This is a genomic window from Jatrophihabitans sp. (assembly GCF_036000465.1).
Lineage (GTDB): Bacteria > Actinomycetota > Actinomycetes > Mycobacteriales > Jatrophihabitantaceae > Jatrophihabitans.
Genome location: NZ_DASYFV010000046.1, coordinates 49,004 through 74,374, shown reverse-complemented (window position 1 = coordinate 74,374; position 25,371 = coordinate 49,004). Strand labels below are relative to the sequence as shown.

Sequence of the window (25,371 nt, the reverse complement as noted above, 5' to 3'; positions counted from 1 at the left end):
TCGCACCCCGAATCAGGGCGGTGCTGCCCAGGGCAACCGACTGGAGCGCCGCCAGGAGGGACCCGCGGGCCGATCTTCTCGCCGGACTCACCGTCGCCATGGTGGCGCTGCCCCTTGCTCTCGCCTTCGGTGCGGCGTCGGGTCTGGGTGCCCGGGCCGGACTCGTCACCGCGATCGTGGCCGGCGCGATCGCCGCGGTGTTCGGCGGATCGAACCTGCAGGTGAGCGGGCCCACCGGCGCGATGACGGTCGTGCTCATCCCGGTCGTCCACCGGTTCGGCGTCGACGGCGTGCTCACCGTCGGACTGCTCGCCGGGGCGCTGCTGGTGGCGTCCGGGCTCACCGGGCTGGGCCGGGCCACGCGCTACCTGCCGGCGCCGGTCATCGAGGGGTTCACCGCCGGCATCGCCGTGGTCATCGTGCTGCAGCAGATCCCGGTCGTCCTCGGCACGACCGGGTACGGTGACACGGCCTGGCGCGCGGCCCTCGACGCGGCACGAGGATGGGCGGGTCACCCGCATCCGTGGTCGGTGGTGACGGCGCTGGCCGTCGCCGGCCTCATCCTCGTCGGTGTCCGCGTCCGACCGGGGCTGCCGGTGTCGCTGATCGTCGTGGCCGCGACCACCGCCGTCACCTCAATCCTCGCCGTGCCGGTCGAGCGCCTCGGCTCGCTCCCGAGCACGTTCACCGCCCCGAGCCTCGGGTTCTTCCACCCGCACCTCGTGCAGCAGCTGCTTCCGTCGGCGCTCGCCGTGGCCGCACTGGGGGCGCTCGAATCCCTGCTGTCGGCCACCGTCGCCGACGGGCTCCGGGTCGGGACGCAGCACGACCCCGATCGCGAACTGCTCGGGCAGGGACTGGCCAACCTCGTCGTCCCCCTGTTCGGCGGGGTCGCGGCCACGGGCGCCATCGCCCGCACAGCGGTGAACGCGCGGGCCGGGGCGCGGTCGCGGCTGTCGGCGCTGACGCACTCGGTGGCCCTCGCCGCAGTCGTGCTCGTCGCGGCGCCGCTCGTCGGCAGGATCCCCCTCGCGGCGCTGGCCGGCGTGCTGGTGGCGACTTGCATCCAGATGGTCGAGGTCGGCTCGCTGCTGGCCATCGCCCGGGCGACCCGCGCTGATGCGCTCGTCCTGGTGTCCACGCTCGCCATCACCGTGCTCACCGACCTGGTGACCGCGGTGGCAGTCGGCGTCGGCATCGCCGTCGTCCTCGCGCTGCGGGCGGTCTCGCGGTCCGGGCGGCTGGACGAGACGCCCCTGGACACGTCCGATCACGACGCCGACGAACGCGAGCTGCTCGACGAGCACATCGTGGCCTACCGCTTCGACGGGCCGCTGTTCTTCGCGGCGGCGCACCGCTTCCTGCTGGAGCTCACCGAGGTGGCCTACGTCCGGGTCGTCATCCTGCGGCTGTCGAGGGTCAGCACTCTCGACGCCACCGGGGCGAAGGTTCTCGGCGACGCCATCACGCGCCTCGAACGGCGGGGCACGCTGGTCCTGCTGTCGGGCATCCGCGCCGACCACGACGGCATCCTCGCCCGGCTGGGGGTGGCCGAACACCTGCGCCGCGAGCAACTGATCTTTGCCGACACTCCGGCCGCGATCGCGCACGCGAGGGCCGCGCTCGCTCGCGCGGGTTAGCCAGCGGGTTCAGCGGCCCCGAGGTCGCGCGCGGAGTGCCGCCGTCGCCGCTTGTGTCCTTCCGCGGCTGCCGGTAGGTCGTTCGACACTGCGCGCCCGCTGCCGCCCTGCTTAGCGTCGAAGTGAGGGACGAAGTCCCGCGGCAGGAGGCGGACCAATGAAGCGACTGCTCATTCTCGGCGCCGGCACGGCCGGAACGATGATCGCCAACAAATTGGTCAAGCGACTGGACGACACCTGGAAGATCACCATCGTCGACGGCGACGAGCAGCACCGCTACCAGCCGGGTTACCTGTTCCTGCCGTTCGGTGAGTTGCGGCCCGAACAGGTGGTGCGACCCCGGCGCGGGCTCCTGCCCCGCGAGGTCGACTTCCTCTGCGCCGCGGTCGACCGGGTCGATGCGCCGGCGTCCGAGGTGACCCTGACCGACGGCCGCCGGCTCGGCTACGACTACCTCGTCATCGCCACCGGCGTGAGCCCGCGGCCCGACCAGACACCGGGCATGCTCGGCCCCGCGTGGCGCGAGAGCATCTTCGACTTCTACTCCTTGGATGGGGCGCAGGCGCTGGCCATCGGGCTGCAGGACTTCGACGGCGGCCGGTTCGTCGTGCACATCACCGACATGCCGATCAAGTGCCCCGTCGCGCCGCTCGAGTTCACCTTCCTCGCCGACGCGTACTTCCGGCACCGCGGCATCCGCGACCGCGTCGAGATGGTCTACGTGACGCCGCTGTCGTCCGCATTCACCAAGCCGATCGCGGCGGCGCACCTCGGCTCGATGCTCGACGACCGGCGCGTGACGGTCGAGCCGGATTTCCTGGTCGAGCACATCGACGCCGAACCGCAGCGCCTGGTGTCCTACGACGAACGGGAGATCCCGTTCGACCTGCTCGTGACCGTGCCGCTGAACATGGGCGCCGACTTCGTCGGCCGTTCCGGGCTGGGCGACGAGTTGAACCTCGTCCGGGTCGACAAGCACACGCTGCTGTCGAAGGACTACCAGAACATCTTCGCCGTCGGCGACGCGTCCGACATCCCGGCCTCCAAGGCCGGTTCCGTCGCGCACTTCGCAGTCGAGATCTTCGTCGACAACTTCATCGACCACGTGAACGGCCTGCCCATGTACGGCTCGTTCGACGGGCACGCCAACTGCTTCGTCGAATCCGGCGACGGCAAGGGCCTGCTCATCGACTTCAACTACGACATCGAACCGTTGACCGGCAAGTACCCGTTGCCCGGCGTCGGGCCATTCAGCCTGTTGAAAGAGACGCGGGCCAACCACCTCGGCAAGCTCGCGTTCCGCTGGATGTACTGGAACCTGCTGCTGCCGGGGCGGCCGATCCCGCTTCCCGCCCACATGTCCATGGCGGGCAAGCACCCCGAGAAGGAAGGAGTGAGCTGATGCCTGTCACCACGCTCGACGGCCACCAGATCCACGTCAACGACGAGGGCTTCCTGACCGACCCGTCGGAGTGGGACGAGGACCTCGCCCGCATCCTGGCGGCCCAGATCGGCATCGAGCTGACCGAGCCGCACTGGAAGGCGATCCGCTTCCTCCGGGACGACTTCGCCTCGCAGGGCGAGACCGCGACCATCCGGCGCGTCTCGACCGTCGGCGGCATCCCGGTCAAGGAGCTGTTCACCCTCTTCCCGCAGAAGCCGGCCAAGAAGATGGCCTACGTCGCCGGCCTGCCCAAACCTCACGGCTGCGTCTGACCCGCAGCTTCTCCTCCGAGGAGTCACCATGACCGTCATCGACACCAGCCCGGCCATCGTCCCGCAGTTCGACTCGGACGCATCGGTGGGCCGCAAGCTCGCCATCATCTGCTCGAAGGGCACGCTCGACATGGCCTACCCCGGCCTGGTGCTGGCCAACGCCGCGCTCGGCGAGGGCATCGAGACGCACCTGTTCTTCACCTTCTGGGGCTTCGACATGATCAACAAGAAGACCATGGGTGACCTCAAGTTCACCGTGCTCGGCAATCCCGCGACGCACCTGCCGCAGGGCCTCGGCGGCATCCCGGGCATGACCGCGATGGCGACGGCCAGGATGAAGAAGTCGATCGCCGACGTCGGCGTGCCCGAGGTGCCCGAATTCCTCGAGCAGATCGTCGCCTCCGGCGGCCACCTGTGGGCCTGCCGCATGTCGGCCGACATGAACCACCTGACCGAGGACGACCTCTACGACGAGGTCGAGGGCATCATCAGCGCGAGCGACTTCATCGAGAAGACCGACGGCGCGCAGCTGCTGTTCATCTGAGGCCGGGGCGGTCGTGGATCGTCAGCGCCGCCGCAGTCGGGTCAGGAACGATCCCGACTTCTCCGCCGGCGCGCAGGTGCAGCGCTGATCGGACGGGACGTGCGCCATGACGGCGTCGACGTGGCGGCCGCAGCCGCGCCAGGTGGTCTTGCCGCAGGAGCGGCATCGGGCGGGTGAGCACATACCGACCACTATACCCCAGGGGGTACGGCGGTCGACCGCGCACACCCGTCCCGACGCCGACCTCAGCGGATCAGCGCACGATCTTGAAGTTGAACTGCGCCGTGCCGAGCGCGCCCATCAGCCGCAGCCAGATCGGCAGCAGCATCTCGGTGCCGCGGGCGGTCTCGAGCGCGCCGAGGTCGATGACGTCGTCGTGACCGAAGCTCTCGAGCAGGCCGACGACGGTGGCCTTGGCGTCGGCGTCGTCGCCCGACACGAAGATCGTGCTGCTCGCCCCGAGCCGCTTCGGCTCGACCATGAGGTCGGCGTTCAGCGTGTTGAGCGACTTGACGACCTTGACCTCGGGGAATGCGCGCTGGACCTGCTCGGCCAGCGAGTCGGTGTCCTTGACGAACAAGCTCGGCGGGAAGCCCTGCGAGAAGTCGAGCGGGTTGGCGATGTCGAGCAGCGGCTTGCCGTTCAGGTTCTCCGCCCCCGCGAGCTCGAGCAGCGCGAGGGTCGCGCCGCCCGACGACGCGTTCACGATGAGGTCAGCGCCGCGGGCGGCCTCGGCGAAGGTCGCCAGGGTGATGCCGGCGTGCTCGGCGAGCCAGGCGGCGATCGGCGCCGTGCCCTCGGGCTCGGTGCGGGCCAGCGTGGCCTGCGGGTCGCGGGTGCCGATGACCACGGTGTGGCCGAGCCCGTCGAGGCGTCCGGCCAGGGCGCGACCGACCATGCCGGTGCCGAGAACTGCGATGTTCATGCGTCTTCCTTCGTTCCGAGCGAGCGAGTAGACAGGTCTGTCTACGTCAGGGATGGACGCTAGCAGACAGATCTGTCTACTATCAACCCATGGCCCCCGGCAGCGCGCGTGATCGCATCCTCGACACCGCGTTCCGGCTGTTCTACGCCCGCGGGATCCGGGCGGTCGGCGTCGATCTGATCATCGCCGAGTCCGGCGTCGCGAAGGCGACCTTCTACAAGTACTTCCCGGCCAAGGACGAGCTGGTCGTCGCCTACCTCGACCGCGTCGACGGCCTGTGGAGCGGCCAGCTGCACGCCGCGGCCGCCCAGGCCGGCCCCGACCCCGCCGATCAGCTCGTCGGCCTGTTCGACGCCCTCACCGCGTCGTGCGAGATGGACGGCTACCGCGGCTGCGCGTTCATCAACGCCGCGGCCGAGTCCCAGCCCGGCACAGTGGTGCACGACCGGACGGTCGAGCACAAGCGCCGGGTTCTCGCGTGGGTGCGGGGGCTGGCGGTCGAGGCCGGGGTCCGCGACCCGGACGGGCTGGCCCGGTCGCTGACCCTGCTGCTCGACGGTGGGCTGGCCAGCGGCGCCCTCGACGCCGACCCGCAGGCCGCCGTGCTGGCCCGGGCGTCGGCCGCGTTGCTGGTCGACGCCGCGCGGAAGGCAGACTGGACGGGTGACGCGTCGCTGGCTGTTCGGTGATCAACTCGGCCGGCACTTCCTGGACGACGCGGACCAGCCGGCGCTGATCATCGAGTCGCGGGCGGTGTTCGCCCGGCGACGCTTCCACCGGCAGAAGGCGCACCTCGTGCTGTCGGCCATGCGCCACCGCGCGGCCGAGCTGGGCGACCAGTGCACCTACGTCCGGGCCGACACCTACGGCGAGGCGCTGGCGTCGGTGCGGGAATCGCTGACGGTCTGCCACCCGACCACCCATGCCGCCCTCGACTTCGTCAATCGCCTTGACGATGTCGAGGTTCTGCCGGCGCGCGGGTTCGCGACGTCGATGGAGGACTTCGCGGCCTGGGCCGACGGCCGGGGCGGCAAGCGGCTGCTGATGGAGGACTTCTACCGCGACGGGCGACGTCGGCTCGGGATCCTCATGGACGGCGCCGACCCGTCCGGCGGCGTGTGGAACTTCGACAAGGAGAACCGGCAACCGCCGCCCAGGCAGCCGACCCTCGGCATCGACGAGCCGTGGTGGCCCGACGAGGACGAGATCGACGACGAGGTGCGTCACGACCTCGACCGGTGGGCGGCCGACGGCGACGTCGCGTTCATCGGCGAGGACGGCCCGCGCCGCTTCGCCGCCACCCGGCGCGAGGCGCTGGCGGCGTTGCGGTCGTTCGTCGCCGAGCGGTTGCCCGGCTTCGGGGCGCACGAGGACGCCATGCTGTCGAGCGATGCCTGGATGGCCCACTCGCTGCTGTCGGCCCCGCTGAACCTCGGGCTGCTCGACCCGGTCGAGGTCGCGCACCGGGCCGAGGACGCCTACCGCGCCGGCGACGCGCCCATCGCGTCGGTCGAGGGCTTCGTCCGCCAGGTGATCGGCTGGCGCGACTACGTCTGGCACCTGTACTGGCAGCAGCCGCGGTCCTACCGGCGGCGCAACGAGCTCGGGGCGACGACCGCGCTGCCGAGGTGGTTCGCCGAGCTCGACCACGAATCGGTCGACGCCGCCTGCCTGTCGGGCGTGCTGCGCGATGTCGCCCGGCACGGCTGGGTGCACCACATCCCGCGGCTCATGGTGCTGGGCAACTACGCGATGCAGCGCGGCTGGCGACCGGCCCAGGTCACCGACTGGTTCCACCGCTCGTTCGTCGACGGCTACGACTGGGTCATGGTGCCGAACGTCGTCGGCATGTCGCAGTACGCCGACGGCGGGGTGATGGCCACCAAGCCCTACGCCGGTGGCGGCGCCTACATCGACCGGATGAGCGACTACTGCGGCGGCTGCCGGTACGACCCGAAGGTCCGGGTCGGCGACAACGCCTGCCCGTTCACCGCCGGCTACTGGGCCTTCCTCGAGCGCAACCGCGAGAAGCTCACCGGCAACTACCGACTGGCCCAGCCGCTGCGCGGGCTCGACCGGCTCAGGGACCTCGACGCGCTCGTCGAGCAGGAACGCGACCGCGGATCGAGAGCGCCGTGAACGTCGTCGCTGCCGCGATCGTGCGCGACGGCCGGCTGCTCGCGGCGCGGCGCACCCAACCGTCCCGGCACGCCGGCGGCTGGGAGTTCCCCGGCGGCAAGGTCGAGGCGGGCGAGGACGACGCCACCGCCCTGCGGCGGGAGTGCCACGAGGAGCTCGGCGTGCGCATCGCCGTCGGCCCGCGACTGGGTGAGGCCACCGACGCCGGCGTCCGCATCGTCCTCTACGGGGCGACGATCGAGAGCGGTGAACCCCAGCCGCTCGAGGACCACGACGAGCTGCGCTGGCTCGCCCCGGACGAGCTCGACTCGGTGCCCTGGCTGCCGATCGACGTCGAACTGCTCGGCCCGGGTGCCCGACATCTGCTGGAACGAATCCGTCCGGGGGAGTAGTAACGAACCCATAACGGGGGACACGGACGGAGACAGCGGTGGAGACGGTCAGTTTCGACAGTCACGGCACGCGGTGCGAGGGCTGGTACCTGCCCGCCCTGAACGACGAGATGACCACGAGCCGCGGCCGTCCGTGCGTCGTCATGGCCCACGGTTTCGGGGCCACGCGCGACGCCGGGCTGCTGCCGTTCGCCGAGCGTTTCGCCGCGGCCGGGATGGACGTGCTGGTCTTCGACTACCGCGGCTTCGGGACATCGGACGGCACGCGGCGCCAGGACGTCGACCATCGGCGGCACCGCGAGGACTACCACTCGGCGATTGCCTGGGCCCGCAAGCGCAAGGGGGTCGACGCGTCGCGCATCGCGGTGTGGGGCAGCTCGTACTCCGGTGGGCACGTCGTCGCCGTGGCCGCCCAGGACCAGCGCGTCGCCGCCGTCATCAGCCAGGGCGCGGCGATGGACGGGCTGGCCGCGCTGTTCCTGCTCCGTGAGACCGCCGGCAGCGGCAAGGTGCTCGCGATGACCGCCGCCGGGCTGAAGGATCTGGGCCGCGCGCTCACCCGCCGCGCGCCGGCGATGCTGCCGATCACCGGCGAGGTCGGATCGTCGGCCGTGATCGCCGCGCCCGGCGCTTTCGAGGGCTACCAGGCGATCATGGGACCGACATTCCGTAACGAGATGTCCGCGCGAGGCGTGCTGCGCATCGCCCGCAACCGTCCGGTGCTGGCCGCGAAGAAGGTCAGCTGCCCGATGTTCGTCGTCGTGGCCGAGGCCGACAACGTCGCGCCGGTGAAGTCGGTCTACGAGGTGGCCAAGCGGGTGCGCCGTTCCGAGGTGCTGTCCTTCCCGTGCGGGCACTTCGACATCTACCTGGGCGACATCTTCGAGAAGTCGGCGACCGAGCAGACCGAGTTCCTGCGCCGCGTCCTCAGCTGAGCGGGGTGGCGAGCACCGAGTCGGCCGCCGCCACGGCTGCGCCCGACCGGACGAACTCGACCGCGGCCTCGATCTCCGGCGCCAGGTAACGGTCGGGACCCGGCCCCTCGGCCTGCTCGCGCAGGGCGGCGACGACGGCGCCGGTGACCGGCCCGGCCGCCAGGGGGGCGCGCAGCTCCAACGCGCGGGCGGCGGTGAGCAGCTCGATCGCGAGCACCCGTCTGAGCGCATCGACGCTGCGGCGCAGCTTGCGCGCGGCCGACCAGCCCATCGACACGTGGTCCTCCTGCATCGCGCTCGACGGGATCGAGTCGACGCTCGCCGGCACGGCCAGGCGCTTGAGCTCCGACACCAGCGCGGCCTGGGTGTACTGCGCGATCATGTGGCCCGAGTCGACGCCGGGGTCGTCGGCGAGGAAGGGAGGCAGGCCGCGCGAGCGCGATTGGTCGAGCATCCGGTCCGTCCGTCGCTCGCTCATCGACGCGACGTCGGCTGCCGGGATCGCGAGGAAGTCGAGCACGTAGGCGATCGGCGCGCCGTGGAAGTTGCCGTTGGACTCGACACTGCCCGACGGCGTGACGACCGGGTTGTCGACGGCCGAGGCGAGCTCGTAGCCGGCGATCATCCGCGCGTGCGCCAGCGTGTCGCGCCCGGCGCCGGCGACCTGCGGGGCGCAGCGCATCGAGTAGGCGTCCTGGACGTAGACGCAGTCGGGACCGGCGTGGCTGGCGATGATCGGCGAGCCGTCGAGCAGGGCCCGCATGTTGGCGGCGGCGACGGCCTGGCCCGGTTGCGGGCGCAGCGCCTGCAGTTCGGCGGCGAAGACCCGGCCGGTGCCGAGCAGCGCCTCGACGCTCATGGCCGCGGTCAGGTCGGCCGTGCGCAGCAGCAGGTCGAGATCGGTGCAGGCGAGCAACAGCTGGCCCAGCATGCCGTCGGTACCGTTGATGAGGGCCAGGCCCTCTTTCTCGTGCAACTGCACCGGGCGCAGCCCGTGCCGGGCGAGGGCCGCGGCGGCCGGGCCGAGGGTGCCGTCGGCGTCGCGCACCGTCCCCTCCCCGATGAGGGCGAGGGCGACGTGGGCGAGCGGCGCGAGGTCGCCCGAGCAGCCCAGCGAGCCGTACTCGTGCACGACCGGCGTGATGCCGGCGTCGAGCATCCCGGCGAGCGCGGCCGCGGTCTCGGGGCGCACGCCGGTACGGCCGGTGGCCAGCGTGGACAGGCGCAGCAGCATGAGGGCGCGGACGACCTCGCGCTCGACCTCGGGCCCGCTGCCCGCCGCGTGCGAGCGGATGAGCGAACGTTGCAGCAGCATGCGCTGCTCGGTCGGGATGTGCTTGGTGGCCAGCGCGCCGAAGCCGGTGGAGATGCCGTAGTGCGGTTCGACGTCGTCGGCCAGGGCCTCGACGACGACGCGGCTCGCGGCCACGGCCGCCACGGCGTCCTCGGCCAGCGTGACGCCGGCGCCGTGGCGGGCGACCGCGACGACCTCGGCCTCGGTCAGCGGGCCGGTTCCCACGGTGATGCGCTCCATGGCGCCACTGTCCCGCGCGCACGTTGTCGCCCGCCAGCACGGGCTCACCTGGTCTGGGATCCGAGACACGGCCCGGCACCTACTACGGTCGGGGGATGCGTGCTGTCGTCGTTTCCGAGCCCGGTGGTCCCGAGGTCCTCGAGGTCAGGGAGGTCGCCGATCCGACTCCTGCGGCCGACGAGGTGATCATCGACGTCGCGGCGACGGCGGTGAACCGGGCCGACCTGCTCCAGCGCCAGGGCAACTACCCGCCGCCGAAGGGCGCCTCGTCGATCATCGGCATGGAGTGTTCGGGCACCGTCTCGGCCGTCGGCGAGACCGTCGCGGGCTGGGCGGTCGGCGACCAAGCGTGCGCGCTGCTCGCCGGCGGCGGCTACGCCGAGAAGGTGGCGGTGCCGGTCGGCCAGCTCATGGCGATCCCCAGCGGGGTCTCGCTCGTCGACGCCGCCGCGCTGCCCGAGGTCACCTGCACGGTGTGGTCGATGGTGTTCGGCCCCGAGGCGGGTCGGCTGCAGCCCGGCGAGCGGTTCCTCGTCCACGGCGGGTCGAGCGGCATCGGCACCATGGCGATCCAGATCGCGCACGGGCGCGGCGCGCAGGTGTTCACCACCGCCGGCACCCCCCGCAAGATCGCGTTCTGTCGCGAGCTCGGCGCCGACGTCGCCATCAACTACCGCGACGACGAGTTCGAGGACGTCATCCGGGCCGAGACCGGCGGTGGCGGGATCGACGTCATCCTCGACAACATGGGCGCCTCGTACCTGTCCCGAAACCTCGAGTCCCTCGCCGTCGGCGGCCGGCTGATCGTGCTCGGCCTGCAGGGCGGGGTGAAGGGTGAGCTCAACCTCGGTACGCTGCTGGCCAAGCGTGGCACCGTGCACGCGGCCGGGTTGCGCGGCCGGCCGGCCCAGATGAAGGCGGCCATCGTGGCCGAGACGCAGAACGCGGTCTGGCCGATGATCGAGAGCGGCGCGGTGCGTCCGATCATCGACCGCGTGCTGACGCTCGACGACGCGCCCGAGGCGCACCGGCTCGTGGACTCCAGTGAGCACATCGGCAAGGTGCTGATGCGCGTCCGCTGATCAGCGCGGACCGAGGGCGCGCAGCGCGTCCAGCAGCTGGCGGATCTCGGACGCCGCGGTGTGCGGCATGAGGCCGACGAACACCGCGCCCCCGAGCTCGTCGGCGCCGAACGCCCGCAGCAGCTCGGACATGCCCGACGGTCCGGACCACACCGAGATGTTGCGCCGGTGCAGGAACGCACCGACATCGTCGGGCGAGCGACCGGCCACGGTGAAGGCGGCCACCGGCAACGGGCGGTCGGGCGCGCCCAGCACGGTGATGCCGGGCAGCGCCCGCAGACCGCGGTCGAGACGGCGGTAGAGCGAGCGCGTGTGGTCGCCGGCGGCGCCGACGGAGGTCACCAGCCGCTCGCGCCGGGTGCCCACCGCGTTCTCGTCGAGATCGGCGAGGTGGTCGACCGCGGCGGTGAAGCCGTCGAGCAGCTCGATCGGCAGCGGCGGCACCTCGAAGCGCTGCGCCCCGGGCGGGCCCTCGACGGCGTCGTTGAGCTCGTCGAGCAGCCCGGGCCGGGCGACGATCGCGGCGACGGTCGGGCCACCGAACGCGGGGCCGGCGACGGCGAGCAGGTCGGCGCCGAGCTCCTCGATGTCCAGTGGCAGGTACGCGGGCGCGACCCCGGCGTCGACGACGACGAGCGCATCGTGCCGGTGCGCGAGATCGGCGATCGCCCGGACGTCGGGCACCATGCCGGTGGCGGCGTTGGCCAGCGACACGGTGACGATGCGAGTGCGGCGGCTGATCAGCTTCTCGTACTGCCAGGCCGGCAGCTCGCCCGACTCGAGGTCGACCTCGGCCCAGCGCACGATGACGCCCCGGCCGCGCGCGACCCGTAGCCACGGGCGCATCGCGAGGTCGGCGTCGAGGCGGCTGAGCACGATCTCGTCGCCGAGCTGCCAGTCGCTCGAGAGCAGGGTGGTGAAGCGCAGCAGCAGCGACTGCGTGCTGTCGCCGAGCACGACGTCCTCGGCGCGACCCTGCACGAGGTCGGCTGCAGCCCGGCGGGTGCGCAGCACCCGGGTGGCCGACTGCTGCGAGCGGGACGAGCGCGAGCCGGGTTGGGCCGGGGCCGAGCGCAGCGTGGAGATGATGGCCCGGATGACCGACTCCGGGTGGAGGGCGGCGAAGGCACCGTCGAGCTGAGCGGTGCCGGTGGCGAGGGTCGGATACAGGCCGCGGACGCGAGCGACGTCGATCCCGCCCCTGCCGATCTCCGACACCACGTGGACCACGTACCTCACACTCTCCTACGCCTTGCGCGGACGTCTGGTTGGTGGTCCCGTGCCGGCTCCGGGCAGACTGGACGGGTGACCGACCAGACCCAGGATCCCGCACAGCACCGTCCGTCCGACCCGACCGCTCAGCCGGACCAGGACGTCGAATCCAAGGAACTCGCCACGGTCGAGGAACGCGACGACATGGACGAGATTACTTCCCAGGTGGAACAACCGGCCAAAGTGATGCGAATCGGGACGATGATCAAGCAGCTCCTCGAGGAGGTGCGGGCCGCTCCCCTGGACGAGGCGGGGCGCCGCCGGCTGCGCGAGATCCACGAGTCCTCGATCCGTGAGCTGGAGGCCGGCCTCGCCCCGGAGCTGCGCGAGGAGCTCGAGCGCCTGACGCTGCCCTTCGGCGGGGACGTGCCCTCGGAGGCCGAGCTGCGTATAGCCCAGGCGCAGCTGGTCGGCTGGCTCGAGGGTCTCTTCCACGGCATCCAGACCGCGCTCTACGCGCAGCAGGCGGCGGCCCGGGCCCAGCTCGAGGAGATGCGCCGGCGCGCGCTGCCGGGCGGCGGCCACGACGGCGGGCCGCAGGTCATCGTCGGCCCCGGTGGCCAGATGATCCTGCCGCCGGGCGTGCGCCTGACCCCGACGTCCGGCGACGACGACGAGCACCAGGGCCACGGCACCGGCCAGTACCTGTAGGGGCAGATGTCATCCGCGGGGCTTCGGCGGGCGCCGCGCGCCGCCCTACGATGACCGCGCAGGCGCCGTCGCGGAGGTGGGCATGGACGACTTCATCATCAAGACGAACGACATGATCAAGATAACCATCCCGCCGCCGGCGATCGTGCCGATGCTGCAGGCGCCGGTGCCGCTGATCGGCACCGGCACGAAGGTCATGGTCAGCAACGTGCCCATCTGCCTGCAGGGCGACGAGCTGCCGCCGTCGCTCAAGGCCCCGATGCCGTACACCGCGCCGCCGTTCGTCACGCCGGGCATGGGTACGTTGACGATCATGCTGATGCCGACGAACCTGTCGAAGCAGACCCAGAACGGCAAGCCGATCATCCTCAAGGGCAGCACGTTCCAGTGCTCGTTCGCCGTGCAGAGCCCGGCCATGCAGCCGACACCGGCGGGCCCGGTGCCCGATCCGGTGATGACGAAGCCGGGAACCTGCACGTTCATCACCACCAACATCAACGTCAAAGCCGGGTGAACTTCGTCGAGGACGTCCTCGCCGCGCGCCCGGCGACCGACCGGGCGGTGATCACCCTGTCCGCCGACGGCGCCCGCCGGGAGTGGACGTTCGGTGACCTGCTCGAGACCTCGGGTTCGCTCGCTGCGGCCTTCGTCGAACGCGGGGTGGGCCGCGGCGGGGTGGTGCTGACCCTCGTCGGCAACACCGCCGAGTACGTGCTGACGATGCTGGCCTGCCTCCGGCTGGGTGCCCCGATGCTGCCGTGCAGCGAGCAGTTGCGGGCCAAGGACGTCGCGTACCGGCTCGGCCGGGCGCGCCCGGCGCTGATCGTCGCCGACGAGCGCAACCGCCCGGTCGTCGAGGCGGCGGCACCGCAGTGCCCGGTCGCGTACGTGCCGGACCCCACACTGTTCGCCCCGCAGCCGCCGCCGCCGTACGCCGACCTCGGCCCGCTCGACCCGGCGTTCGTCCTGTTCACGTCGGGGACGAGTGGCGAGCCGAAGCTGGTGACGCACGGGCAGCGCTACCTCACCGGTCAGCACCTGCAGGCCCGGGAGTGGATGGCCGCGCGGCCGGGCGAGCTGGTGTGGTCGACCGCGGCGCCGGGCTGGTCGAAGTCGACCCGCAACTGCTTCATCGCGCCCTGGCTCGGCGGCGCCGCGGCCCTGCTGCAGGACAGGCGCTTCGACGCCGACGAGCGGCTGGCGACGATCCGGGCCGAGCGCGTGAACGTGCTCTGCATGGCGCCCACCGAGTACCGCCTCATCGCCGCGCACGGCCCGCTCGGCCCGCTGCCCTCGCTGCGCCGGGCGATCACGGCGGGGGAGGCGCTGGGGGTACCGGCCTTCGAGGCCTGGCGCGAGCAGACCGGCCTCGAGATCTCCGACGGCTACGGGCAGACCGAGACCGGTCAGGTGACCGGCGTGCGCCCGGGCGAGAGCGCGCCGCCGGGATCGATGGGGCGTCCGCTGCCCGGCATCGAGATCGAGATCGTCGACGGCGAGCTGACGGTCGACCCGGCCACCGTGCCGACCTTCTTCCTCGGCTACGACGGCGGCACCGTACCTGACGGTATGTGGCACACCGGCGATCACGTGCGGCAGGACGACGACGGCTGGCTGTTCTTCGAGTCGCGGGCCGACGACGTGATCATCAGCGCCGGCTACCGCATCGGCCCGGCCGAGGTGGAGTCGACGCTGCTCGGCCACCCGGCCGTGCGCGAGTGCGCCGTGCTCGGCCTGCCCGACGAGTCACGCGGGCAGATCGTCGCCGCGGCGGTCGTGCTGCGCGACGGGTTCACCCCGTCGGACGAGCTGGCGAGCGACATGCAGGCCCACGTGCGGGCCGACACCGCGCCGTACAAGTACCCGCGCCGCGTCTGGTTCCTCGACGCGCTGCCGAAGACCAACAGCGGCAAGATCCACCGCGCCGAGCTACGCCCGCCCGGATAGGGCTCAGCCGAGCAGCGACTCGATCAGCTTCGCGACCGCATCGTCGTCGTTGCGCCCGACGGTCGAGTCGGCGGCGGCCTGCGCCGCGGGATGCGCATTCGCCACCGCGTAGGAGTGTCCGGCCCAGTGCAGCATCGGCACGTCGTTGGGCATGTCGCCGATGGCCAGCACCTCGTCGCGGGTGATCCCGTGCCGGGTGGCCAGCTCGGCCAGCCCGGTGGCCTTGGTGACGCCCGACTTCGCGATCTCCAGCAACCCGAACGACGAGGAGTGCGTGATCGACGCGCGGTCGCCGATCAGCTCGAGCGCCGATTCGAGGAAGCGGTCGACATCGATCGAGCGGTCCTTGGCCAGCAGCTTCATGGCCGGCTGGGTGGCGATGACATCGAGGGGGGCGAGCAGCGGCTCCGGGATGCGGCGTCCCTTGCGGTCGAACTCGGGGTTGATGTCCCAGTCGTGGACGTAGTCGGGCTCGGCGGCGAACCCGTGCCCGTACTCGACCGCGAACTGCACGTCGGGGAACTCGGCTCGCAGTTCGGTACCGAGCTCGACCATCAGCTGCGGCTCGAGCGTGTGCACGGTGAGGTACTCCTCCTCGACCATGTCGTAGAGCACCGCGCCGTTGGCGCCGACGGCCATCCCGATGTGGCCGGTCTCGGCGATCACGTCGTCGAGCCAGCGCGGCGGGCGGCCGGTCACGAACGCGACGATCAGTCCGGCGTCGGCGGCGCCCTTGAGCGCCGCGCGGGTGCGGTCGGAAACCGTCCCGTCACTGCGCAGCAGCGTGCCGTCGAGATCGGTCGCGAACAGTCGGACCGTCATGGAGCGGTGAGCACCTCACGTCCGCCGAGGTAGGGCCGCAGCGCTGCCGGGACGTAGACCGAGCCGTCGGGCTGCTGATGGTGGTCGAGCAGGCAGGCGATCGTGCGGGCGGCGGCGCAGAGCGTGCCGTTCAGCGTCGCCACCGGCTCGTTGCCCTTCTCCGTACGGCGACGGATGTTGAGCCGCCGGCTCTGGAACGTCGTGCAGTTCGACGTGGAGGTGAGCTCGCGATACGCACCCTGCGACGGGAACCAGGCCTCGCAGTCGAACTTGCGTGCGGCGCTGGAGCCGAGGTCGCCGGCGGCGACGTCGATGACGCGGTAGGCGAGTTCGAGCTTGTCGAGGAACTCCCGCTCCCAGGCCAGCAGTCGCTGGTGCTCGTCCTTCGCGTCGTCGAGCGGGACGTAGGAGAACATCTCGACCTTGTCGAACCAGTGCACCCGGATGATGCCGCGGGTGTCCTTGCCGTAGGAGCCGGCCTCGCGGCGGAAGCAGGAGGAGAAGCCGGCGTACCGCAGCGGCAGGTTCTCCAGGATCTCGCCCTGGTGGTAGCCGGCGAGGGCGACCTCGGAGGTGCCGACGAGGTAGAGGTCGTCCTCGGCGAGGCGGTAGACCTCGGACGAGTGCGCGCCGAGGAACCCGGTGCCCTGCATGATCTCGGGCTTGACGAGAGCGGGCGCGATGATCGGCGTGAAGCCGGCCTGGGACGCCTGGGCCATCGCGAGGTTGACCAGCGCGAACTCGAGCTGCGCCCCGATGCCGGTGAGGAAGTAGAAGCGCGCGCCGCTGACCTTCGCCCCCCGCTCGGTGTCGATCGCGCCCAGCTTCGCGCCGATCTCGAGATGGTCAAGCGGGTTGTCGATGACCGGTGGGGTGCCGACGGTCTCGAGGGTGACGAAGTCGTCCTCGCCGCCCGGCACGACGCCGTCCTCGACGAGGTTCGGGACGGCGAGCTGGGCCTCGCGCAGGGCCTCGTCGGCTTCGGCCTGGTCGGCTTCGGCTGCCTTGACCTCGTCGGCCAGGTGCTTGGCCCGGGCCAGCACGGCGTGGCGGTGCTCGGGGCCGGCCTGGGCCACCTCGCGTCCGATCGTCTTCTGGTCCGCGCGCAACGAGTCGGCGCGGGACACCGCCGAGCGACGCGCGTCGTCGGCGGCGAGCAGCGCATCGATGAGGGTGTCGTCGGCGCCGCGAAGGCGTTGGGAGGCGCGAGCCTGCTCGGGGTCGTCGCGCACGAGCTTGAGGTCGATCACGCCTCCCAGGCTACTGAGCCTCTCCCAACCGAGTTGTCCACAGGCCGGCCTCCGCGCCGGCGGCGACGCACCTGATCGACTTACGCTGCGTACCTCGTGGAGGGGGTGGGCAGTTTGTCAGGTTTCGAGGTGCAGACGGCGGAGCTGCTGGCGGCGCGGTCCTTGGTCAGCGATGCGGCCTCGTCCGGTCGGGCCGAGCTCGGCCGGCTGACGGCCTCGGCGCAGGACGTCCTCGGGTACGGCTGGCAGGGCGCCGCCGCCGCGGCGTTCGGGCACGGCTGGGAGCAGTGGCACGACGGGGCGCAGCGCGTGCTCGCCGCGCTGGACGAGATCGGGGTCGCGCTCGGCGCCACCGCGCGCACCTACGCAACGCACGAGGCGGCCAACGTCGAGCGGTTGGCGTCGTGAGCAGCATCAAGGTCGACCTCGAGATGGTCGAGGACCTGATCGCGCGCATGGGGGTGTTCGAGCAGCACGTCGAGGGGCTGCTCGACGACGTCGACGCCCGGATGAAGCGGATGCACGCGGGCTGGACCGGGGTGGCTGCGGCCGAACAGGCGGCGGCGCAGGCCCGCTGGACGTCGGGCGCGCACGAGATGCAGCAGGCGTTGGCGGTGCTGCGGTCGATCGCGACGACGGCCCGGGAGAACTACGCGTCGGCCGTGGCCGCGAACGTGGCGATGTGGGGCTGACCGTGCCCCGCCTCGAGGTCCGGCCCGACGGCTTCCGAAAGGCGGCCGGGACCGATCTGGTCAACGGCACCTGTCGGGCCGGCGGGTCGGTCGACAGGTGAACGGGACCGGGTCTTCCCTGCTTCTCACCGCTGAACGACGCGGAATCGGTCGGACGCGAGAAGAGGCGGACCCTCGGGTCGCGACCGCGTTCCCGTGGACGCGGTCCCCGTAGGCTGACCGACCGTGACCACCCCGGACCGCCTGCCGATCAAGATGCTGCACGACCGCGTGCTCGTGCGGGAGCCGCGCGAGGACGGCGAGCGCCGCTCGTCGGGCGGCATTCTCATCCCGGCCACGGCGCAGGTGTCGAAGCGGCTGGTCTGGGGCGAGGTGCTCGCGGTCGGCAACCACGTGCGGGCCGTCGAGACCGGCGATCGCGTGCTGTTCAGCCCGGAGGACCGCTTCGAGGTCGAGATCGCGGGCGACGAGTACCTGCTGCTGCGCGAGCGCGACCTGCACGCCGTTGCCGCCCCGCGCAACGACGCGAATACCGGCTTGTATCTCTAGACGTCCACCTCTAGACGTCGAGCTCTAGGACGTCCCGTCCGCGCGCACCTTCGCCAGCCACGCGCGCGACTCGACGAACTCGCTGTCGGAACGCCCGGCCGGAACCGGGCCGAGCTCGCCGTCGCGCCGCGGGTACGAGCCGAGGTAGCGGACATCGCTGCACACCCGGTGCAGCGCGGCGATCGCGTCGCCCACCCGCTCGTCGTCGATGTGGCCCTCGCAGTCGATCGAGAAGCAGTACTGGCCGATACGGCCCTTCGTCGGGCGTGACTCGATGCGGGTCAGGTTCACCGCGCGGGTCGCGAACTCGCTCAGGATCTCGAGCAGGGCGCCCGAGTGGTCCTCGCGCAGGTAGGCGACCAGCGTGGTGCGGTCGTTGCCGGTGCGCGGCCCCGGCGGGGCCGGACGGGTGAGCAGCACGAACCGGGTCACCGCACCCTCGGTGTCGGCGATGTCGTGCGCGACGATGTCGAGCCCGTACAGCTCACCGGCGACGGCGGCGCCGACCGCGGCGTCGAACTCGCCGCCGGCCACGGCCTGGGCCGCCCCGGCGGTCGAGCCGACGAGCGCGACCTGCGCCGTCGGCAGGGTCGAGATCAGCCAACGCCGCACCTGCGCCTCGGCGTGCGGGTGGGTCGCCACCGACCGGATGTCCTCGAGCAGCAGGCCCGGCCGGGCCATGAGTTCGAACGTCACCGACAGGTAGGTCTCCTCGGCGATGACGAGGGCGTCGCCGTTGGCCAGCTCGTCGAGCGTGGCCGGCACCGCGCCCTCGACCGAGTTCTCCAGCGGGACGAGGGCGGCATCGGCGGCGCCCGCGCGCACCGCGTCGATCGCCAGCGTCACGTTCGCGAGTGGCAGCAGGATCGCGCCGGAGGCGGCGGGCAGCGATCGGACGGCGGCGTGGGCGAAGGTCCCCTCCGGACCGAGGAACGCGATCGTCGTCACGCGGCGAGCCTAGGGGAAGCGGCGCTCAGGCGGACTTGCGCAGCCCGCGCCGGCGGGCCAGCGCGGCCGACACCGCCTGCTGCTCCTCCGGCGAGAGATCGTGCTCGCCCTTGCCCGATGCCACGCCCTTGGCGTAGACGCGGGTGTCGCCGCTGCCGGCGATCGCGCTGATGGTGACGCCATCGCCCTTCTCGTCGAGCAGGGCGAGCGAGAACGACATGCGTCCGGACATCTCGCTGAACGCGTCGTAGCGGACGAGCGCGATGTTGCGCAGCCCGCCCGGGGCCTCGACGGCCGGCGCGGACTTGGGCGGGGCGCTCGCCGCCGCGACCTCGGCCCGCAGTTCGGCGATCTGCTCGGCCATGAGATCGGCTCGCTCGGCGGCGCGCTGGGTCAGTTCGACCAGCGACTGTTTGCCCTGCGTCCCGCGGTTGCCCCGCGCCAGCAGGTTCGTCGCGCGCCGCAGCTTGGCGAGCGTGCGCAGCGCGACGTACGCCGCGACGAGGGCGACGTAGGCGAGGACGAGCGCGAAGACCGCGACGTAGGAGGACATCGGTCACAAGGCTAGGGCCGCGATTGCCTCTCGCCCGGCAGGACACGGCAGGATCGAGGCAATGGGATCCCTCACCGCCGCTCTGATCGCCTTCGGCGTGGTCCTGCTCGTCGAGCTTCCCGACAAGACGCTCGTCGCGTCCCTCGTCCTGTCGACCCGCTACCGCCCGCGGCCGGTGCTCGTCGGCGTCGCGCTCGCGTTCGCGGTCCAGTGCGTCATCGCCGCGGCCGCGGGCGGCGTCATCACCCTGCTCCCCCGCCGCGCGGTCGAGGGCGTCGTCGCCCTCCTGTTCGCCGTCGGGGCGTTCCTGCTGATCCGCGAGTCGATGGCGGCGGGTGAGGACGACGTCGAACTGGCCGAGGCCCGCGAGGCCGCACCGTTCGGAAAGATCGTCGCCACCTCCTTCGGTGTCCTCTTCGCCGCCGAGTGGGGTGACGCCAGCCAGATCGCGACCGCCGGACTCGTCGCGCGCGGGCACGGCGTCGCGCACGCCGTCGCGACCGGCATCGGCGCCTGGGTCGCGCTCGTGCTCGTCGCCGCGCTCGCCGTCGTCATCGGCAAGGTCGTCGTGAAGAAGGTGCCGCTGCACCTGGTGCACCGGATCGCCGGGGTGGTGTTCGCGGTATTTGCCGTCCTGGCGGCGGTCACGGCGATGCGGTAGTCAATCTGCCGAGCTGGACGCCGCTGAAGCTGTGCAATCTGTGCAGACTGTGCGTCGACGGTACGGCGACTTGCTCAGTGTCGAGGCGGCCCGGCACTCTCGGGACATGACAAGCGTCGATCTGACCCCCGAAGAGCGCGAAGCCGATCTCACCATCGACCGGCTCAAGCAACTGGTCGGCCTGGTGGACTACGACCAGTCCACCGATCCGTTCCCGGTGACGGCCATGGACGCCGTCGTCTTCGTCTCCGGCAACGCCACCCAGAGCGCGCACTACTACCAGCATGCGTTCGGCATGACCCTCGTCGGCTACAGCGGCCCGGAGACCGGCAACCGCGACCACAAGGCGTTCGTGCTGCGAGCCGGTTCGGCGCGCTTCGTCATCATCGGCGCCGTCGACCCGGCCAGCCGCTTCGCCGACCACCACCGGGCGCACGGCGACGGCGTCGTCGATCTCGCCCTCGAGGTTCCCGACGTCGACCGCTGCGTCGAGCACGCCCGGGCCCAGGGCGCGACGATCCTCGAGGAGCCGCACGACGTCAGCGACGAGCACGGCACGGTGCGCCTGGCCGCCGTCGCCGCGTACGGCGACACCCGGCACAGCCTGATCGACCGCTCGAAGTACGACGGCGTCTACCTGCCCGGCTACGTCGAGCAGACCTCGACGATGGTCGGCCCCGACAAGCGTCTCTTCCAGGCCGTCGACCACTGCGTCGGCAACGTCGGCATGGGCGAGATGGACCAGTGGGTCGACTTCTACAACCGCGTCATGGGGTTCGTGAACATGGCCGAGTTCGTCGGCGACGACATCGCCACCGAGTACTCGGCGCTGATGTCGAAGGTCGTCGCGAACGGCAACCACCGGGTCAAGTTCCCGCTCAACGAGCCGGCCCTGGGCAAGAAGAAGTCGCAGATCGACGAGTACCTCGAGTTCTACCGGACCGCCGGCTGCCAGCACATCGCGCTCGCGACCAACGACATCCTGCGCACCGTCGACGAGATGCGCGCCCGCGGTGTCGAGTTCCTCGCCTCGCCCGACTCCTACTACGACGACCCGGAGCTGCGCGCCCGCATCGGCGAGGTGCGCGTCCCGGTCGAGGAGCTGAAGTCGCGCGGCATCCTGGTCGACCGCGACGAGGACGGCTACCTGCTGCAGATCTTCACCAAGCCGGTCGTCGACCGCCCGACCGTGTTCTTCGAGCTCATCGAGCGGCACGGCTCCCTCGGCTTCGGCAAGGGCAACTTCAAGGCCCTGTTCGAGGCGATCGAGCGCGAGCAGGACCGCCGCGGGAATCTGTGAGGCTCTGAACGTGGGATCCTGGTGGGTGTGACTTCCGCACTGCCGACCACGTTTGCCGAACTCGATCTTCGCCCCGAACTGCAGCAGGCTCTGGACGAGCTCGGGTACGAGGAACCGACGCCGATCCAGCGGGAGAGCATCCCGCCGCTGCTGGCCGGGCACGACCTGGTCGGGCAGGCGGCGACGGGCACCGGCAAGACGGCGGCGTTCGCGCTGCCGCTGCTGCAGCGGCTGGCGCCGGGCGGCAAGGCGCCGCAGGCGCTGGTGCTCGTGCCGACGCGTGAGCTCGCGATCCAGGTCGCCGAGGCGGCGCACCGCTACGGCCGCGGCCAGGGGGCGCGGGTGCTCGCGGTCTACGGCGGGCAGCCGATCCAGCGCCAGATGCGCGCGCTCAGTTTCGGCGTCGACATCGTGGTGGCCACGCCGGGCCGCGCGATCGACCACATCACCCGCAAGACCGTCGACTTCACCCAGCTCAAGACCGTCGTGCTGGACGAGGCCGACGAGATGCTCGACATGGGCTTCGCCGAGGACATCGAGGCGATCCTGCAGGCGGTGCCGGCCGAGCGGCAGACGGTGCTGTTCTCGGCCACGCTGCCGGCCCGCATCGACGGCCTCGTCCGCAAGTACCTGACCGATCCGGTCAAGGTGCGCATCCACCGGGAGAAGTCGGCGGAGGAGACGTCGCGGGTGCGCCAGGTCGCGTACCTGGTGCCGCGACAGCACAAGGCGTCCGCGCTCGGCCGCCTGCTCGACATCGAGGCCCCGACCGCCACGGTCATCTTCTGCCGCACCCGCGAGGAGGTCGACAGCCTGGGCGAGACGCTCGGCGCGCGCGGCTACCGGGCCGAGGCGCTGCACGGCGGCATGACCCAGGACCAGCGCGACCGCGTCATGGGCAAGATCCGCAACGGCACGGCCGAGGTGCTCGTGGCCACCGACGTCGCCGCCCGTGGCCTCGACATCGACCACCTCACCCACGTCGTCAACTACGACCTGCCGTCGGCGCCCGACTCCTACGTCCACCGCATCGGCCGCGTCGGACGGGCCGGGCGCGAGGGCACCGCCATCACCCTCGTCGAGCCGCGCCAGCACCGGCTGCTCAAGACGATCGAGAAGGCGATCAAGGCGAAGATCGCCGTCCAGACGCTGCCGACGGTCGCCGACCTCAAGGCCCGCCGGCTCGAGCTCACCCGATCGGCGCTGCAGCAGACCTTGCAGGAGGACGACTACGAGCAGTACCGCGTCGTCGTCGACAACCTCACCGACGAGTACGACCTCGTGCAGGTGGCGCTGGCCGCGGTGAAGCTCGCGCACGAGGCCACGCTCGGCGCCGACGGCGACGAGGACATCCCCGAGGTGCGGCCCGACGCCGTGGCGTCGAGCGCCGGGAAGCCGGCCCGCGACAGCAAGCCCCGCAGCGGCGGCCCGAGCACCACCATCTTCATAGGCCTGGGCCACGCGGCGAAGGTCCGCCCGCAGGACCTCGTCGGCGCGATCGCCAACGAGACCAGCCTGTCCGGCCGCCAGATCGGCGCCATCGAGATCACCCACAAGTTCAGCACCGTGGAGATCCCGGCCGGCTCCGAGGACGAGGTCATCGCCAAGCTGCAGGCCACCCTGATCAAGGGCCGCAAGGCGCGGGTCGAGCGGTACAAGCCGCCGTCGGAGCGTCCGGTGAAGAAGTGGAAGGACAACTCATGACGGTCACGCTGCGGCCGATGCTGACGTCGCTGCCGGCCTACGTGCCGGGGCGGACGGTGCCCGGCGCCATCAAGCTGGCCAGCAACGAGACCCCCCTACCCCCGCTGCCGCACGTGCTCGAGCGCATCGCCGCCGCGGCCGCCGACGTCAACCGCTACCCGGACAACTTCTCGACCGAGCTGACCACTGTGCTCGCGACGAAGTTCGGGGTGGACGCCGATCGGGTGCGCGTCGGCTGCGGGTCGGTGTCGCTGTGCACCCAGCTCGTGCAGGCGGTCGCCGACGCCGACGACGAGGTCATCTACGCGTGGCGCTCGTTCGAGGCCTACCCGATCATCGCCGCGGTCAGCGGCGCGTCGTCGATCCAGGTGCCCTTGACCGACGCCCACGTGCACGACCTCGACTCCATGCTCGAACGCATCACCGGCAAGACCCGCCTCATCTTCGTCTGCAACCCGAACAACCCGACCGGCACCGCCGTCGGCCGCGACGAGCTGGTCCGCTTCCTGCGGGCCGTCCCGCGTGACGTCGTCGTCGCCCTCGACGAGGCCTACCGCGAGTTCGTCACCGACACCGATGTCCCCGACGGCCTGACGCTGCTCGACGAGTTCCCCAACGTCGTCGTGCTGCGCACGTTCTCCAAGGCCTACGGTCTGGCCGGGCTCCGCGTCGGCTACGCGGTGGCCGGTGACCCGGCGATCACCGCGGCGCTGCGCCAGACCCAGGTGCCCTTCGCCGTCACGACGGTGGCCCAGGCCGCCGCGCTCGCCAGCCTGGAGCCCGAGGCCGAGCAGCAGATGCAGCAGCGGGTGGCCGACATCGTGGCCGAGCGGGACCGCGTGCACGCCGCTCTCGTCGAGCTCGGCTACCCGGTGCCGGCGTCGCAGGCGAACTTCGTCTGGCTGCCCCTGGGCGACGCGACGACAGTCTGGGCCGCCGGTTGCGAGGAGCGCCGGCTCATCGTCCGCGCCTTCGCCGGGGCGGGCGCCCGCGTCACCATCAGCACGGCCGAGGAGAACGACCGCTTCCTCGCCGCGGCCGCCGACCTCGCGCCCCGCTGACCCGAACGACCTTCATGCCCGGACGGCGTCCGAACCCCGCGCGAGCATGAAGATCGCGGTCGCCGCGGCCTACTCGGACGGCGCCGGCGTAGGAGTCGGCCCCGGGCGGCGCGGCAGCCGCGGCCACAGCCGGCGCAGCGCGAACAGCACGAGCGCGAGCAGCACCAGGAACGGCAGCGCCGCCCCGATCGCCGCGGCGACGGCCACGGCTGCGGCGGTGAACGCGTCCCAGCCCTTGATCAGTCCGGTGACCAGCTTGTTGTGGTGGTCGACGGTCTGCTTCTTCACGGCCGTGACCGGCTTGGCGGCCGTCTGCAGGTAGAGCGTCACCGACGCGGCGTCGGTCTGCCGGGCGAGCGCCCGCTGCTGGGCCTGCAGCGACTCGAGGTCGGCCTCGCGGCTGCTGAGCTCGTTCTCGACGGCGAGGAAGTCCGAGATCTTGTGGGCCTGGGCGTAGAGCAGGCGCAGCCCGTTGATGTCCCTCTGGGCACTCAGCACGCGCGAGTTCACGTCGGCGACCTGCTGCGTGACGTCCTGGATCGACCCGCCGCGGGACAGCTCCTTGCCGAGCTTCGACAGGTCGCTCAGCACCGTGCGCAGGGCGTCCGGCGGGACGCGGAAGCGCAGCGTCGCGCTCGCATCAGGGCCGCTGCTGCGCTCGTCGACGTCGATCGTGCCGCCGGCGGCCACGGCGATGTCGTCGGCCCGGTCGGCCTGGGTCGACACGTCGGCCGGGCCCTTCACCGCCACCGTGATGGTCGCGATCCGGATCTTCACGCCGTCGTCGATGAGGACCGGGGCGTTGACCGCGTCGGCCTTGTTGGGAACGGGCGGGAGTGCGGCCCGGCCGCCCGCGGCCGCCGACGGCGCGGCCGGAGGCGCCGCCTTCGCCACCCCGGCGCCGCTGAACGCCGAGTCCGCCTTGCCTGAGGACCCGCTGGAGCCACTAGAACTGGTGCATGCAGCCACCGTCGCCACGGCCAGCAGGGCGCCGCCGGCCAGCAGGATCCGTCGCATCGTCTCGTCCCCTCTGCACGCCGCGCGTCGACGTCGC

The 25,371-nt window shown here is 71.7% G+C and carries 28 protein-coding genes; 19 read left to right on the top strand and 9 right to left on the bottom strand.

Annotated features, from left to right (window positions below):
- The first annotated feature begins 11 nt into the window (after positions 1-11).
- From VGN18_RS15425 to VGN18_RS15410, 4 genes are all read left to right on the top strand, one after another.
- Complete coding sequence (locus VGN18_RS15425; RefSeq protein WP_414655059.1) at positions 12-1,640, top strand: SulP family inorganic anion transporter; 1,629 nt, start codon at positions 12-14, stop codon at positions 1,638-1,640.
- Between the two features lie 157 nt (positions 1,641-1,797).
- Positions 1,798-3,042 carry a type III sulfide quinone reductase, selenoprotein subtype gene (gene sqr, locus VGN18_RS15420; RefSeq protein WP_327540592.1) on the top strand — a complete coding sequence of 415 codons (1,245 nt, stop codon included), beginning with the start codon at positions 1,798-1,800 and terminating at the stop codon, positions 3,040-3,042.
- A complete protein-coding gene (locus VGN18_RS15415) occupies positions 3,042-3,356 on the top strand; it encodes a TusE/DsrC/DsvC family sulfur relay protein (RefSeq protein ID WP_327540591.1) in 315 nt (104 codons plus the stop codon). Before sqr ends, VGN18_RS15415 begins: the two co-directional genes overlap by 1 nt.
- A gap of 28 nt (positions 3,357-3,384) precedes the next feature.
- Positions 3,385-3,900 (top strand): DsrE/DsrF/DrsH-like family protein, encoded by a 516-nt coding sequence (locus VGN18_RS15410; protein WP_327540590.1) that lies wholly within the window; start codon positions 3,385-3,387, stop codon positions 3,898-3,900.
- 21 nt (positions 3,901-3,921) lie between these two features.
- Here VGN18_RS15410 and VGN18_RS15405 read toward each other — a convergent pair whose 3' ends face one another.
- Together VGN18_RS15405 and VGN18_RS15400 are read right to left on the bottom strand one after the other, a co-directional pair.
- The gene (locus VGN18_RS15405; RefSeq protein WP_327540589.1) at positions 3,922-4,083 is read right to left on the bottom strand and encodes a hypothetical protein; all 162 of its coding nucleotides are present in this window, start codon (positions 4,081-4,083) and stop codon (positions 3,922-3,924) included.
- A 70-nt stretch (positions 4,084-4,153) separates the two neighbouring features.
- Complete coding sequence (locus VGN18_RS15400) at positions 4,154-4,825, bottom strand: NADPH-dependent F420 reductase (RefSeq protein WP_327540588.1); 672 nt, start codon at positions 4,823-4,825, stop codon at positions 4,154-4,156.
- Between the two features lie 89 nt (positions 4,826-4,914).
- On the opposite strand from VGN18_RS15400, the gene VGN18_RS15395 reads away from it, so the two are divergent.
- Genes VGN18_RS15395 through VGN18_RS15380 form a run of 4 tightly spaced genes read left to right on the top strand, consistent with a single transcriptional unit; the run spans position 4,915 to position 8,291 of the window.
- Positions 4,915-5,514 (top strand): TetR/AcrR family transcriptional regulator, encoded by a 600-nt coding sequence (locus VGN18_RS15395; protein WP_327540587.1) that lies wholly within the window; start codon positions 4,915-4,917, stop codon positions 5,512-5,514.
- The gene (locus tag VGN18_RS15390) at positions 5,489-6,964 is read left to right on the top strand and encodes a cryptochrome/photolyase family protein (RefSeq protein ID WP_327540586.1); all 1,476 of its coding nucleotides are present in this window, start codon (positions 5,489-5,491) and stop codon (positions 6,962-6,964) included. The genes VGN18_RS15395 and VGN18_RS15390 overlap by 26 nt, the downstream gene beginning before the upstream one ends.
- Positions 6,961-7,356 (top strand): (deoxy)nucleoside triphosphate pyrophosphohydrolase, encoded by a 396-nt coding sequence (locus VGN18_RS15385; RefSeq protein ID WP_327540585.1) that lies wholly within the window; start codon positions 6,961-6,963, stop codon positions 7,354-7,356. Before VGN18_RS15390 ends, VGN18_RS15385 begins: the two co-directional genes overlap by 4 nt.
- 38 nt (positions 7,357-7,394) lie before the next feature.
- On the top strand, positions 7,395-8,291 hold the full coding sequence (locus VGN18_RS15380) for an alpha/beta hydrolase (protein ID WP_327540584.1): 897 nt from the start codon (positions 7,395-7,397) through the stop codon (positions 8,289-8,291).
- Here the strand turns inward: VGN18_RS15380 and hutH are convergent.
- A complete protein-coding gene (hutH, locus tag VGN18_RS15375; RefSeq protein WP_327540583.1) occupies positions 8,284-9,825 on the bottom strand; it encodes a histidine ammonia-lyase in 1,542 nt (513 codons plus the stop codon). The two genes, VGN18_RS15380 and hutH, sit on opposite strands and share 8 nt — an antisense overlap.
- A gap of 95 nt (positions 9,826-9,920) precedes the next feature.
- Between hutH and VGN18_RS15370 the strand changes: the two genes are divergently transcribed.
- The gene (locus tag VGN18_RS15370) at positions 9,921-10,907 is read left to right on the top strand and encodes an NAD(P)H-quinone oxidoreductase (RefSeq protein WP_327540582.1); all 987 of its coding nucleotides are present in this window, start codon (positions 9,921-9,923) and stop codon (positions 10,905-10,907) included.
- Here the strand turns inward: VGN18_RS15370 and VGN18_RS15365 are convergent, their stop codons facing one another.
- Positions 10,908-12,137: an aminotransferase class V-fold PLP-dependent enzyme gene (locus VGN18_RS15365; RefSeq protein WP_327540581.1), complete on the bottom strand. Its 1,230-nt coding sequence runs from the start codon at positions 12,135-12,137 to the stop codon at positions 10,908-10,910.
- A 75-nt stretch (positions 12,138-12,212) separates the two neighbouring features.
- Here VGN18_RS15365 and VGN18_RS15360 point away from each other — a divergent pair, with 75 nt between their 5' ends.
- The 3 genes from VGN18_RS15360 (at position 12,213) to VGN18_RS15350 (ending at position 14,777) form a co-directional block, all read left to right on the top strand.
- Entirely contained in the window at positions 12,213-12,830 is a 618-nt protein-coding gene (locus VGN18_RS15360) for a bacterial proteasome activator family protein (RefSeq protein WP_349259935.1), read from the top strand.
- 82 nt (positions 12,831-12,912) lie between these two features.
- A complete protein-coding gene (locus VGN18_RS15355) occupies positions 12,913-13,344 on the top strand; it encodes a hypothetical protein (protein WP_327540580.1) in 432 nt (143 codons plus the stop codon).
- Entirely contained in the window at positions 13,341-14,777 is a 1,437-nt protein-coding gene (locus VGN18_RS15350) for an acyl-CoA synthetase (RefSeq protein ID WP_327540579.1), read from the top strand. The genes VGN18_RS15355 and VGN18_RS15350 overlap by 4 nt, the downstream gene beginning before the upstream one ends.
- A 3-nt stretch (positions 14,778-14,780) precedes the next feature.
- Here the strand turns inward: VGN18_RS15350 and VGN18_RS15345 are convergent, their stop codons facing one another.
- Both VGN18_RS15345 and serS read right to left on the bottom strand, forming a co-directional pair.
- A complete protein-coding gene (locus tag VGN18_RS15345) occupies positions 14,781-15,599 on the bottom strand; it encodes an HAD family hydrolase (RefSeq protein ID WP_327540578.1) in 819 nt (272 codons plus the stop codon).
- On the bottom strand, positions 15,596-16,849 hold the full coding sequence (serS, locus tag VGN18_RS15340) for a serine--tRNA ligase (protein WP_327540577.1): 1,254 nt from the start codon (positions 16,847-16,849) through the stop codon (positions 15,596-15,598). The genes VGN18_RS15345 and serS overlap by 4 nt, the downstream gene beginning before the upstream one ends.
- A 129-nt stretch (positions 16,850-16,978) precedes the next feature.
- Between serS and VGN18_RS15335 the strand changes: the two genes are divergently transcribed.
- The 3 genes from VGN18_RS15335 (at position 16,979) to VGN18_RS15325 (ending at position 18,090) form a co-directional block, all read left to right on the top strand.
- Positions 16,979-17,257 carry a WXG100 family type VII secretion target gene (locus VGN18_RS15335; protein ID WP_327540576.1) on the top strand — a complete coding sequence of 93 codons (279 nt, stop codon included), beginning with the start codon at positions 16,979-16,981 and terminating at the stop codon, positions 17,255-17,257.
- Positions 17,254-17,541, top strand: coding sequence for a WXG100 family type VII secretion target (locus tag VGN18_RS15330; RefSeq protein ID WP_327540575.1), 288 nt, complete (start codon positions 17,254-17,256; stop codon positions 17,539-17,541). Before VGN18_RS15335 ends, VGN18_RS15330 begins: the two co-directional genes overlap by 4 nt.
- A 255-nt stretch (positions 17,542-17,796) precedes the next feature.
- Positions 17,797-18,090, top strand: coding sequence for a co-chaperone GroES (locus tag VGN18_RS15325; protein ID WP_349259936.1), 294 nt, complete (start codon positions 17,797-17,799; stop codon positions 18,088-18,090).
- A 24-nt stretch (positions 18,091-18,114) separates the two neighbouring features.
- On the opposite strand, the gene pheA is transcribed toward VGN18_RS15325, so the two are convergent.
- Positions 18,115-19,038, bottom strand: coding sequence for a prephenate dehydratase (pheA, locus tag VGN18_RS15320; protein ID WP_327540573.1), 924 nt, complete (start codon positions 19,036-19,038; stop codon positions 18,115-18,117).
- A 25-nt stretch (positions 19,039-19,063) separates the two neighbouring features.
- Entirely contained in the window at positions 19,064-19,591 is a 528-nt protein-coding gene (locus VGN18_RS15315; RefSeq protein WP_327540572.1) for a DUF4446 family protein, read from the bottom strand.
- Between the two features lie 61 nt (positions 19,592-19,652).
- On the opposite strand from VGN18_RS15315, the gene VGN18_RS15310 reads away from it, so the two are divergent.
- The 4 genes from VGN18_RS15310 (at position 19,653) to hisC (ending at position 24,317) form a co-directional block, all read left to right on the top strand.
- A complete protein-coding gene (locus VGN18_RS15310) occupies positions 19,653-20,252 on the top strand; it encodes a TMEM165/GDT1 family protein (protein WP_327540571.1) in 600 nt (199 codons plus the stop codon).
- Between the two features lie 106 nt (positions 20,253-20,358).
- Positions 20,359-21,552: a 4-hydroxyphenylpyruvate dioxygenase gene (gene hppD / locus VGN18_RS15305; RefSeq protein ID WP_327540570.1), complete on the top strand. Its 1,194-nt coding sequence runs from the start codon at positions 20,359-20,361 to the stop codon at positions 21,550-21,552.
- A 27-nt stretch (positions 21,553-21,579) separates the two neighbouring features.
- Positions 21,580-23,256, top strand: a complete 1,677-nt coding sequence (locus tag VGN18_RS15300; RefSeq protein ID WP_327540569.1) for a DEAD/DEAH box helicase — start codon at positions 21,580-21,582, stop codon at positions 23,254-23,256.
- A complete protein-coding gene (gene hisC, locus VGN18_RS15295; RefSeq protein ID WP_327540568.1) occupies positions 23,253-24,317 on the top strand; it encodes a histidinol-phosphate transaminase in 1,065 nt (354 codons plus the stop codon). Before VGN18_RS15300 ends, hisC begins: the two co-directional genes overlap by 4 nt.
- A 69-nt stretch (positions 24,318-24,386) precedes the next feature.
- On the opposite strand, the gene VGN18_RS15290 is transcribed toward hisC, so the two are convergent.
- Positions 24,387-25,334, bottom strand: coding sequence for a DUF4349 domain-containing protein (locus tag VGN18_RS15290; RefSeq protein WP_327540567.1), 948 nt, complete (start codon positions 25,332-25,334; stop codon positions 24,387-24,389).
- Between the last annotated feature and the right edge of the window lie 37 nt (positions 25,335-25,371).

Bases quoted from the DNA above. Each gene is read 5' to 3' on its own strand.
- VGN18_RS15415 (WP_327540591.1), top strand. From the start codon at position 3,042: ATGCCTGTCACCACGCTCGACGGCCACCAGATCCACGTCAACGACGAG.
- VGN18_RS15315 (WP_327540572.1), bottom strand. From the start codon at position 19,591: ATGTCCTCCTACGTCGCGGTCTTCGCGCTCGTCCTCGCCTACGTCGCC.
- VGN18_RS15395 (WP_327540587.1), top strand. From the start codon at position 4,915: ATGGCCCCCGGCAGCGCGCGTGATCGCATCCTCGACACCGCGTTCCGG.
- VGN18_RS15355 (WP_327540580.1), top strand. From the start codon at position 12,913: ATGGACGACTTCATCATCAAGACGAACGACATGATCAAGATAACCATC.
- VGN18_RS15410 (WP_327540590.1), top strand. From the start codon at position 3,385: ATGACCGTCATCGACACCAGCCCGGCCATCGTCCCGCAGTTCGACTCG.
- VGN18_RS15370 (WP_327540582.1), top strand. From the start codon at position 9,921: ATGCGTGCTGTCGTCGTTTCCGAGCCCGGTGGTCCCGAGGTCCTCGAG.
- VGN18_RS15405 (WP_327540589.1), bottom strand. From the start codon at position 4,083: ATGTGCTCACCCGCCCGATGCCGCTCCTGCGGCAAGACCACCTGGCGC.
- sqr (WP_327540592.1), top strand. From the start codon at position 1,798: ATGAAGCGACTGCTCATTCTCGGCGCCGGCACGGCCGGAACGATGATC.
- VGN18_RS15290 (WP_327540567.1), bottom strand. From the start codon at position 25,334: ATGCGACGGATCCTGCTGGCCGGCGGCGCCCTGCTGGCCGTGGCGACG.
- VGN18_RS15325 (WP_349259936.1), top strand. From the start codon at position 17,797: ATGCTGCACGACCGCGTGCTCGTGCGGGAGCCGCGCGAGGACGGCGAG.
- VGN18_RS15310 (WP_327540571.1), top strand. From the start codon at position 19,653: ATGGGATCCCTCACCGCCGCTCTGATCGCCTTCGGCGTGGTCCTGCTC.
- hisC (WP_327540568.1), top strand. From the start codon at position 23,253: ATGACGGTCACGCTGCGGCCGATGCTGACGTCGCTGCCGGCCTACGTG.
- VGN18_RS15345 (WP_327540578.1), bottom strand. From the start codon at position 15,599: ATGACGGTCCGACTGTTCGCGACCGATCTCGACGGCACGCTGCTGCGC.
- hppD (WP_327540570.1), top strand. From the start codon at position 20,359: ATGACAAGCGTCGATCTGACCCCCGAAGAGCGCGAAGCCGATCTCACC.
- VGN18_RS15400 (WP_327540588.1), bottom strand. From the start codon at position 4,825: ATGAACATCGCAGTTCTCGGCACCGGCATGGTCGGTCGCGCCCTGGCC.
- hutH (WP_327540583.1), bottom strand. From the start codon at position 9,825: ATGGAGCGCATCACCGTGGGAACCGGCCCGCTGACCGAGGCCGAGGTC.